Genomic DNA, 9,559 nt, shown 5'->3' on the forward strand with positions numbered 1-9,559 from the left:
GTCGTCGCAGAAGGGTAAATAGGTGGCCGACTTTTACGCCGCCCGCAGCAGGACAATCCCGCCGCTACCGTGGTCTAATTTTGCACCGCCGCTCTCACTAAGGAGGCCCTCGCTCATCGGGGACACTGAAATTGCTTATTCTTTTCGGCATAGTTCCTGCCGTCGGAGCTGTCATGAAGGAGTGGGCATTTCTTATTCCCTTGGTCTGTGCTCTGGAACTGACAAGCTTCTCAAAGGGAATCACCTCATAATCGTCGTCAAGCTCGAAATATCGGGATGATTAGGTAGGACAGGTGAACAAAGACTGCGGGCGTTCAAGTTTCTCCTCGGTTTTCCGCAGTTCCTCGATGCCGGTGCGATACAATTCTATGTAGCGGTGACCAAGAGCAGAAAACTCCGCTTCATTCTGGGTGATCCCGAGCGATTCGCGCAAATGTTTGACACAGGTCATCCCGGAAAGCGCCATGATGCTAATCGTGTCGAACATTTCGAAGTCCGTCAGTTGAGGATCTATCTCCAGACGAGTTCCGTCGGGCTCCTCTTGGGGATGGCGACAAAGGGACGTCCAGGTCACATGCTCGGCATCCGCCGATATCTCACGGTAAATGTGATGGTATCGCGGGAAGTCGCTACTCTTTGAGAAATCACCTAGATTCAGGCTCTGAGGCTTTGTTCCGTCACCCATGACGAACTGCTGAAGCTGGCGGTTTGATTCCTCAGTCAGGTTGACCGCGATCTTCTGAAATGCGCGTCCCCTGGAAAGCCGGCTCGCCTTGTCATCGTCGAGCAAGATCTTGAGATACTCCGGCTTGGTGGAGGCAGCTTCCATGTGCATTGCGCACTCAACGACCCCACGCACAATAATGCGGAAGCCGAGTGGTTCGCCTTGTTGAAGAAGCGTGAGTGCGGATCGAAACAGCGTGAAGGCCCGAGCTGCAATCGCCAGCATGGCCGATTGTCTTCGCGGATCTTCGCCATATTGAGGATCGATCGCAGCGTCCTCTATGAACCCCCGCGACAGTTCGTTGAATATCACCAACCAGTCGACCCAACCCGCCTCGGTGATCTTCGTCATGTCGATTTTTTCGCTCATCAGCAGTATCACCCAATGCCACCCCCGTCGGTCCGCTGCGAACGCGTCTCCTCCGCGATCAGGCATCGGGAATGCAGAGCGGCTGGACATATTTGTCTATTCCGGCCGGACGAGGAAACTTCTGGCTTAGCAGATCAAGAACAGTCACGCAGAGCCCCAGCGACCACGCGCACCTCTCGGAAGTGAAAGCCACCTCCTCGTCACGTGGCACATGCGCATTATCGTCCTGGATGTGAACCTTGTTCCGGTATTTGCGCAAGGTGTGCAGCTCATCGTAGATGCATCCCCCCAGTTCAACCAGCAGGTCGTATTTGCGCATCACATCGATGATGTTATTGAGCTTGTCGATCTTTTTGCCTTCGATCGCCTGACGGTCGGCTTCGGCGATGTTAGGCACGCCTTCCCGGTTGAAATTCTGGGCACGGTAGATGATTTGCCCGAGGGCCGCCTCGAGAATAGCGCCAACCTGAACAACAACGAGCTTATTCAGGCTGCCATCGCCATTGTGCTGACAGAGTGACCGCAAAACACCGGCGTTGTAAACGAGATTGTCGCCGATCTTGAAATCGCCGATGAAGTTTGACGGTATCTCGACCATGTTCACTTTCCTCGACTATGGAGCCGCCCGCTGCGCCGGACGCGGCTGAACCCGGTTTCTCAACTGATCATAGAGCCTGAGTTCGCCGGGCATTGCCAGCGTGACAGCCAGGCCGAAAGGCACCAGATCGTCAATGGGGGAAGCCGGATCAGGCTCTCGTTGGATTTTCAGGCGTAAGTTCATGCCGTCGGCGACGACCGCGGCCTGCGCCCCACTCCACACCCGAGTGAAGACGGTGCCTCGATTGGTCTGATTGCCGTCCGGTTGCCAGGCGTCCGCGGAAACGCCAAGGCCTGCGATTTCGGCTGGATCGAGGATCTTCATCCTGACAGCGCGATAGGATTTCCGGCCGGGATTGACCGGTGTGAACCAGGCCAATGTGGCGGACAGCGAATGAGCACGTGCCTGCCCGCCGATCGCAGCCGGAATCGGCACCAGCACATCGACGCTGCGTTCACGGCCGAGCGAACCAACGCACCAGAAAGTGGCGCGGTCCGCAGCGCAGGCAACCGCATCGTCGCTGTCAAATACGCCATAGCCGAGGAAGCGGCGGATGTTGTCCTTTTGTCGCGAAGCCTGACCCTGCCCAAATGGCCCAAGGAGCTGCTTGACGAGATCGGCCGCCGCATTCGGCCAACGCGCGGGGTGCACAAGCAGGGCCTTGATCAGAACAGCCCGCTGCACATTCGTCAGCTGAAGGAACTCCTGACCGTAAGCCGCCTCCAGGGCGTCGTGAATGCGATGCGCCGTGCGGGAAGCCAGCGCGGTTGCCGCACTTGTGCCGTTGGTAAACCCTTCGGCATGATCAAGGCCCGGCCGCGGCGGCGCGGCGACTTTCAGCCCCGCTCCTCGACTTGGACCCGCCGGCGCGACCATGATGCTCTCCGCGCTCGCTACGACGCGAAGATGTTCTCGCGCACCCGGCATCAGGATATCTGGCTTTACCGAGCCGGCGAAACCCGGCCCCAAAGCGCTGGACGGGTTTGCCGTGTCCAGGTCGGAGAACGGATTTACGTTCGCGCGCGCCAGGGCCCGCTCAGGTACCGGCACCCAATCGAGGTTACGGGCGCCGATCGTCAGCCCATTGATGGTCTCTGACGGAGACAATAACCGGCGGTCGGCAACGATAGTTGCGACGGCGTTGAGAACACCACGTGCGCGCTGATCGGCGTTGGCATCCTCGAACGCGACCCTGTTTGCAAAGGCGGCCACAGGAAATTGCGCCGTGATATTGCCGGCACTGACGAGGAACAGGATGCCGAACCGAAACGCTAGCCTGTCGAGAAGTCGTGCCCAGGGCGATAGCTGCCCGTAAAATGGTCGCCTGACATTGCCGAGCGAAATATTGACGATGATGACGTGCGGTGCCGACGGTTGAGCGCCAGCACGCATACGCATGACCGCTTGATAGATCAGATCGATGATTAGCCTGTCCGAGGGAAAGCGATCATTGTTGCCGAGCACGGGAATGCAATGCACCTGGCGTGGCAGAGGTGGTTCTGGTCTGTTGCGATCCCCATGAACAATGAGGGAAGCCATGGCCGACCCATGGACGCGCTGAGCGACGAGCGTGCCGGGCTCAAGCCCGAAATGATCTTCGACGCTCAGATGGGACTGCAGCAGCGGGTGCCCCGCGACGGGAACACCGTCAAGAAGTGCAAGGATCGGGTCCGCGGTGACAGGCCCCGGAGCGGGGGCGGGAGCAGCCGGCAGAAGATCGTTAGCGTCAATCTCCGTCACCACGCTTTGCGGGCGAATGTGCATGATCGGGTCGACGCCGGCCAAGCCGCCAGGACCACGCTCGACCACTATTCGAACGGCTGCGACAGGCAGTTCGGCCAGGATAGCGTGGTAGGAAATGTCGTCGAGCCTAGAGCGACTGAGAACGCGACCGCCGCTTTGCCTGATCGCTGCCGTTACCGTCGCTTCACTGATCGCACCTGCCTCGGCAGAAACACGGAACACGAGTTCGATTTCGAGAGGAACGAGCTCGTCATCTGCTCGACCTTCGATCTCCTCAACGAGGACATCCACATCCAACGGTTGGACACGGTCGGCGGGCCCCCAAACACGAAGGTCACGAAGACAGGCGAAAACGTCCCGCCAGGGAGTGAATCCTTGTGGCAACACTCGACCCGCCACCCATGTGCGCCATAGCGACTCGATTTGCCGCAGCGCCCGCAGGTCCGGCACGAGCAGATAGGCGACAGGTGCCTTGTCCTCATCGTCCGGCAGCTCTTCCTCGTCGATAAGTTCGAGACCCGGGACGTTGTTGATTGCCCGGGCAAAGGCCGCAATGCTTCCCTTCACTTCGAATACGAGGAGTCGCTCAGGCGCCAGCGCTGCTGGATCAGCGCGAAGCGCGAGACCCGCCGGGTCGCGCTGCAGCACGTCTGTCAGGCGCTTAAATTGCGGGCCAAAGCGCTGGTTCTGGTCAGCGGTCGAGTTTGGTTGAGGGCCGCGTACGACCGCTTGACGGCCGGGTGCTCTTGGCTGCGGGGCGCTCGGATGCAGTCTCAGTATCGGTTTGGTCGGATCGCTCGCCATTCAAAACCTCGGGGCTAACTCTTGTTGCCCAGAGGTCCAGTTCTGAACGAAGTGCATCGTCGATGGAAAGCTCCCCCAAGCCCAATATCTGCCGTCTTCGCACGTTTTGGCAGAAATCCAAAGCCTCTGCAAAACTTACGGTACCCAATTTCGCGGCGATCGATTTCGCCGCAGCCTTAGGCGCATCGGGCCATTGCGAGATAATGCGGTCGAGGAAGACCTCGATCCTCTGCCGGTCCGGGGCCGGGAAAGCCAACCGCATCTGGAAGCGGCGCCAGACCGCACGGTCCAGCAGCTCGGCGTGGTTGGTTGCGGCGATCACGACCACGTAGCTGGGCAGCTGGTCGAGCTGCATCAGCAGGAACGAAACCACGCGCTTGATTTCGCCGGTCTCGTGGGTATCGCCGCGTTCCTTGCCGATCGAATCGAATTCGTCGAAAAATAGAACGCTCGGCCGCGTGCGGACATAGTCGAAGAGCTTGCGAAGGCGCGTATTCGTCTCGCCGAGATAGCTTCCGATCAGGGCATCGTACCGAACGACAAAAAATGGCAGCCCGAGCGCCTCCGCAATCGCCTCGGCAAAGGAGGTCTTGCCGTTCCCTGGTGGTCCGGAGAGCAGAACCCGATGGCGCGGCTCATAGCCATGAGCGCGCAAGACATCGGCGCGCGTGTGTTCTTCGATGAGCTGACGGCCGCCCTGTTCGACAGGAAGCGGAAGCATCAGCTGCTGGAGCTGAAGCCGCGGTTCGAGCTCAAGTATCGTATCCTTGCCGGAGCCGGCAGGGCTCGAGGCGGCGGTCAGCGCCGGCGGAGTGACCGCGACCGTTGAGAGGGCCCGCTCGAGTCGATCGGCAACGATGTGGTGATTCTGCGCCCGCTCTTCGGCAACGAGCGCTTCCGTAGCAGATTTCAGCATCGCCCGATCGCCGGACGCACCGGCGCGCACAAGGGAAATGAGAAGGTCGCTTCGGGCCATGTCGGTCACGTTTCTGAAGGTTCTGAACTTAAACTCGCGGCAACGCGAATCGTAACTCAAATAGTTGAAAAAGTCTTCTCACGCCTGCCGGTGGCGGGTCGCAGAGCAGGTCTATACATGAATTTATAGCGTCGCCACCAGCCCGCATCAAATCGCGCTGGCGCCGTTCACCTGCCACAACCCTGTGTAATCGCCTGATGTTGAGCCCAGAGGCTCAAGCCGTTCGCCGAATTCGCGTGCAAAAGCTCTTAAAAAGATTGACGTTCGGCCTCATCGCTGAGCCGCTTCCAAAGAAAGTGGCGCGGGAGTCTTGTCAAAGCGCAAGCCGATCGCGTCAATCTCGAGGCGATAACCATAGGTAGCAGCAATCAGGATCGCCGCCACGATGGCAATTGGTGTCGCGACCGCGAGTGCGGGAATGCGCACGAAGAAGGAGAGCCAGGTCATGCTGCATTTTCCTTCTCCTGTGGCGGTGGCGGCGGGACGATAACCGAGGCCTGAGCCGCAGCCGCTGCGGCCGCAGCGGCGGCCGCCTCTGCCTGCCAGATTTCCCGCACTGCCTCGATTTCGCCGTAAGCACCGACCTCGACGAGCCGATCCAGGAACCGTCCATAAAGGATATCCTGAACCTTGCCTTGAGTTCTCATCCACTCGACAGCTGCGTTCGGGTTCACCAGCAGAATGTAGTGAAACTCGCCTGACGCACCCGGCTTGGTCTGAATGAAGAGGAGGTCGCGCAATTGCCGCATCCGCTTCCGCCACGTATCGACCGCGCGCTCACCGATGAAGCCTGCCTCTGCCGCAAAGGTAGCAGGGTTCTCAATGGTGATGACGGGATGGTCTGGAGACCGCGCCCACAGACAAAACAGGGTGTGCCCAGCCGGTTGCCCCTTTGTCTGAGCATCGATGATCTGCATCACCACCGGCATCATGCGCGGCACGGTAAAGAAGCCGTCGTTTGTCTTGCGTGTCCAAATCCACGCTGGGTGGAAGTTCGGGAAATGAACATCCATCTGTTGCTGCGCACGCTCCGCCATTTTCATGCGTTTCGCGCTTGCTTGTCTTCCGTTGGCCATATCTTTGTTTCCTTTCGACTTGCCGTCGACCATGCTTCAAGCAAGCGCCAGGAACAATGATTGGATACGCTCAGCTTCGCGCTATACAATGGGATGAATCTGGCTATTCCACAATAGGCGTTAACGCGGTTTCACCCTATTGTAATGCACCAATTGCGCGATATCGCGCAGCCTATGCCATTTTTCGGCTTAAAATCAATGGCTTGTATTTTCCCGGTGTGCTCGACGTGTTCGCGTGCTTCACGTCCTCTGCCGTGCTCACCGTGCTTCTGGGGTTTCCAAGGGGGCAAACGGTAGGGCTGGAGCGGTACAGTCACGCGATTTTTTTGCCGGAAAAGCTATGCCTAGTGGAAGTTTCGAACCTTCACCTTCAGCGTATCGATGTGAAGGTCGGGCGTGAACATGTCCTCGGCTGGAATACCGGCCTTCGGGACATCACACGGGTCCGGGCCGCCTCCATGAGCGAACTCATCACCCCAACCTGCAGACATCTTGAACTCGGCGTCGCGAGATTGCCATGCCGGCCCTGCTTATGACCCCGAAGGAGGTCAACGTCTGGATGGAAGCACCCTGGGACGAGGCGAAGAGCCTCGCACGTCCACTACCGGATGATGCGCTGGTCATTTCGTCACGCGAGCCGTATGGATCGACAATAGATTCCGAGTCCGGGGAACCGGTAGAGCAAGTAGATCTGCCGTAGCCTGATCTTGTAGGCTCAACCCCTGAACCGGCAGCTATGACTTCCTTGCCGCTCACAACTCAATTTTGGTGAACAAGTGACAGTACCCAGCAATCCCAATGACCCGTGCCCCTGTAATAGCGGTCTCTTATATGGTGAATGCCATCAGCCAGTCGTCGAGGCATCGGACGAAGATCTATTGGCGGTCGGCCATCGGGAATACGCTAGGCGTTGGGAAGGAAACACGACGTTCTACGAGGAGCAGGGGCTATACCAGTCACTTGCGGAACACCTCGCGAGCTTCGGCCAGTTTGAGCGGATAGTCGACGTTGGCTGCGGTCGAGGACAGGGGATCGCGGCACTGCGAGCGCTAACGAACGGGTCGCACTTTTTCGTAGGAATTGATGAGAACCCTGCATGCCTCACTGCAGCGACGGAGCGGTTAGATGCTGCCGCACCTCTCCTCCGGCTTAAAGAAAAGCATCTTGGGCCGCGCGCATACGAACTCGAACCCATACCCGGAAGACTGCCGCTGTCCGCCCCGATTGTCCTCGTTCATACGGATATCCTGCGCCCAGACCCGGAGTTCGAAGATTGGATCATGTCGCTTGCTCCTTTCGACGCAGTTACGATGTGGTTCACGGGTGCGCATGGCGCCCGTCAGTTTGACGCGCTTATGAATGAGCTGGATATTAGGAGCGACCGCGTCCACCGGATGGCGATAGATCTTGCCGCGCTCGATCTTGCTGGCGGAGTTTTGCCCCCGGGCGGCTTACTGCAAATCGTTCAACGCGGATACACAAATCATCTTCCCACGTTGACGGCCGAAACCAAAGACGAAATGGAAGCGCTTTCCACACACGGTCCCTTCTCGCTGGTCGATCTGAAGGCGTTTCCCTATCGTGAACCAACAACAGGGCCGCGTATTGGAGTGGGTGGGCCAGGTACAGGTGGATTCGCTTTTTCGGCCATCTTTCGGCGTCAGTAGAACAAGCATGTCAGCTTATCCAAACTACCTCCTATTTGACGGCCCCCGTCGCCGGATTTACTCGGTCATATCCCCTATCCTCGAACAGGCTGGGCTTGCACTTCCAGACATGCGAGAGCTGTCAGTTACGGAGAAGTCGATCAGGGAAACATCCCATTATGACGGCCTTTCGCGGGTAATTCTTGGCAACGACCTCCCCAAAATCCAGACGCCCGTGCGGCTTGATCACTACACTGAAGCGCCAGCATTCTGGAATATCGTCACCACCGGTGAACTGCATTTGCATGCACTTTCGGGTCGTCTCAACCAAGGCGAGTTTTCACCATTTGCGTGGGAGCACGGTCTTCATGGATACGTTGAACCGAACGGAGCACCGAAACAGGCGCTACTAGACGCGAGCGCTGATCTGTTCTTCGCTTCGTTCAGTTCACCACCTCAAAGCGACCGGCTGTGGGATCGGTTCGGCAATTCGGGAAACGGATTTCGCTTAGGCTTCGAAGTTACTGCGGATTCCGGAGCGGATCTTTGTGCCATCCGATATCCTCAGGGGCCCACGCTTTTGAAGGAGATCAACGATGCGCTCACAGCAGAGGGATGTCCGCCCTTCATCTTGAAGGGCGTTTCGCGCATCGGTGCATATTTCCTCCCGGCGGCATGGGAGGAAGAGAAGGAAGTCCGTCTACTTGCAAAGCGCTTCCAAGGCGGCGGCGCACCGGTGACGCGGCGAAACGGCATTGAGATCTGGCCTATACCGATAGACAGCGACAATGACACTGCATCACTCTCGCTGAAGGAAATTGGCGTCCGAAAGCTCGATCCGGCAATCGTGCGGTCAAGATTGGCCGCCCGGTGGGCTGCCGTACCCGTAGTACAGGACTAGGCCGAATGCAAAAGGCGGGATTCCCGTTTCCGAGATTGCATGGTGGTCATTTGTTGCGCCAAATTAGCCGCAAGATTAAATGGGCGGGAGAATAGATGGCGCAGCTTACAACGACCGACATGGCGCTGATCGATAAGATATTCGGAATGTACGGCGGATATGTCCTGGACTTCAGCAATGATCGTTTTGCGGCATTCTTCAACCGGGACCTTAAGATCGATATCTACCACGATCGCTTTTCGGTTTACGGCACCTCGAAGGGAAAGCACCTCCGCGCATTCCTAGAGATTTCCTCCAACGCGGAGGTCGTTCGCGCACTGAATGCTTTATGGGAGTACCGCGAAACCGGAATGCTCGATCGCGGGGAGGAAGAGACCGTGCCGAACGCGCGACAGCGATTGAGCAATCTCCTGGAGAAACTAGGCGGAAAGCCACTTGCCCCCGATCTCAGCGCGGCATCTCCGCCGCCGGTCGCCCCCGAGCCGAGGGGACCGAGCGAGGGGGTACTCATTGCGCTTGAACAGGAGTTTCTCGCTCTGACGGCAATGGATGAAGCTCCTCACCAACGCGGATATGCCTTTGAGCGCTTCCTGAAGCGTTGGTCTGATGTGTGGGGTCTGGACGGTGAGAGCGGCGGTGCAAAATTAGACCACGGTAGCGGCGGGATTGTCCTGCTGCGGGCGGCGTAAAAGTCGGCCACCTATTTACCCTTCTGCGACGAC

At 58.2% G+C, this 9,559-nt stretch carries 9 protein-coding genes and 1 pseudogene; 4 read left to right on the plus strand and 6 right to left on the minus strand.

Annotated features, from left to right (window positions below; translation table 11 throughout):
- Nucleotides 1-280: 280 nt before the first annotated feature.
- The 6 genes from NHF53_RS22845 to NHF53_RS22870 all read right to left on the minus strand — a co-directional run bounded on the left by NHF53_RS22845 (nucleotide 281) and on the right by NHF53_RS22870 (nucleotide 6,323).
- Nucleotides 281-1,093: a DUF5677 domain-containing protein gene (locus tag NHF53_RS22845; protein WP_252836255.1), complete on the minus strand. Its 813-nt coding sequence runs from the start codon at nucleotides 1,091-1,093 to the stop codon at nucleotides 281-283.
- A gap of 58 nt (nucleotides 1,094-1,151) precedes the next feature.
- On the minus strand, nucleotides 1,152-1,691 hold the full coding sequence (locus NHF53_RS22850; protein WP_252836256.1) for a hypothetical protein: 540 nt from the start codon (nucleotides 1,689-1,691) through the stop codon (nucleotides 1,152-1,154).
- 15 nt (nucleotides 1,692-1,706) lie between these two features.
- Nucleotides 1,707-4,238: a S8 family peptidase gene (locus tag NHF53_RS22855; protein WP_252836257.1), complete on the minus strand. Its 2,532-nt coding sequence runs from the start codon at nucleotides 4,236-4,238 to the stop codon at nucleotides 1,707-1,709.
- A complete protein-coding gene (locus NHF53_RS22860) occupies nucleotides 4,126-5,214 on the minus strand; it encodes an ATP-binding protein (RefSeq protein WP_252836263.1) in 1,089 nt (362 codons plus the stop codon). Before NHF53_RS22860 ends, NHF53_RS22855 begins: the two co-directional genes overlap by 113 nt.
- 270 nt (nucleotides 5,215-5,484) lie before the next feature.
- The gene (locus NHF53_RS22865; RefSeq protein WP_252836258.1) at nucleotides 5,485-5,661 is read right to left on the minus strand and encodes a hypothetical protein; all 177 of its coding nucleotides are present in this window, start codon (nucleotides 5,659-5,661) and stop codon (nucleotides 5,485-5,487) included.
- Nucleotides 5,658-6,323, minus strand: coding sequence for a hypothetical protein (locus NHF53_RS22870; protein WP_252836259.1), 666 nt, complete (start codon nucleotides 6,321-6,323; stop codon nucleotides 5,658-5,660). Before NHF53_RS22870 ends, NHF53_RS22865 begins: the two co-directional genes overlap by 4 nt.
- A 475-nt stretch (nucleotides 6,324-6,798) precedes the next feature.
- Between NHF53_RS22870 and NHF53_RS22875 the strand changes: the two are divergent.
- From NHF53_RS22875 to NHF53_RS22890, 4 genes and pseudogenes are all read left to right on the plus strand, one after another.
- Nucleotides 6,799-6,990: pseudogene (locus NHF53_RS22875) on the plus strand (SOS response-associated peptidase); the annotation flags it as partial.
- Nucleotides 6,991-7,066: 76 nt separating this feature from the next.
- Entirely contained in the window at nucleotides 7,067-7,957 is an 891-nt protein-coding gene (locus NHF53_RS22880; protein WP_252836260.1) for an SEC-C metal-binding domain-containing protein, read from the plus strand.
- A gap of 7 nt (nucleotides 7,958-7,964) precedes the next feature.
- A complete protein-coding gene (locus tag NHF53_RS22885; protein WP_252836261.1) occupies nucleotides 7,965-8,837 on the plus strand; it encodes a hypothetical protein in 873 nt (290 codons plus the stop codon).
- Nucleotides 8,838-8,932: 95 nt separating this feature from the next.
- Entirely contained in the window at nucleotides 8,933-9,526 is a 594-nt protein-coding gene (locus NHF53_RS22890) for a hypothetical protein (RefSeq protein ID WP_252836262.1), read from the plus strand.
- Nucleotides 9,527-9,559: the final 33 nt, after the last annotated feature.

It is taken from the genome of Ciceribacter sp. RN22 (assembly GCF_024054295.1).
Lineage (GTDB): Bacteria > Pseudomonadota > Alphaproteobacteria > Rhizobiales > Rhizobiaceae > Allorhizobium > Allorhizobium lividum.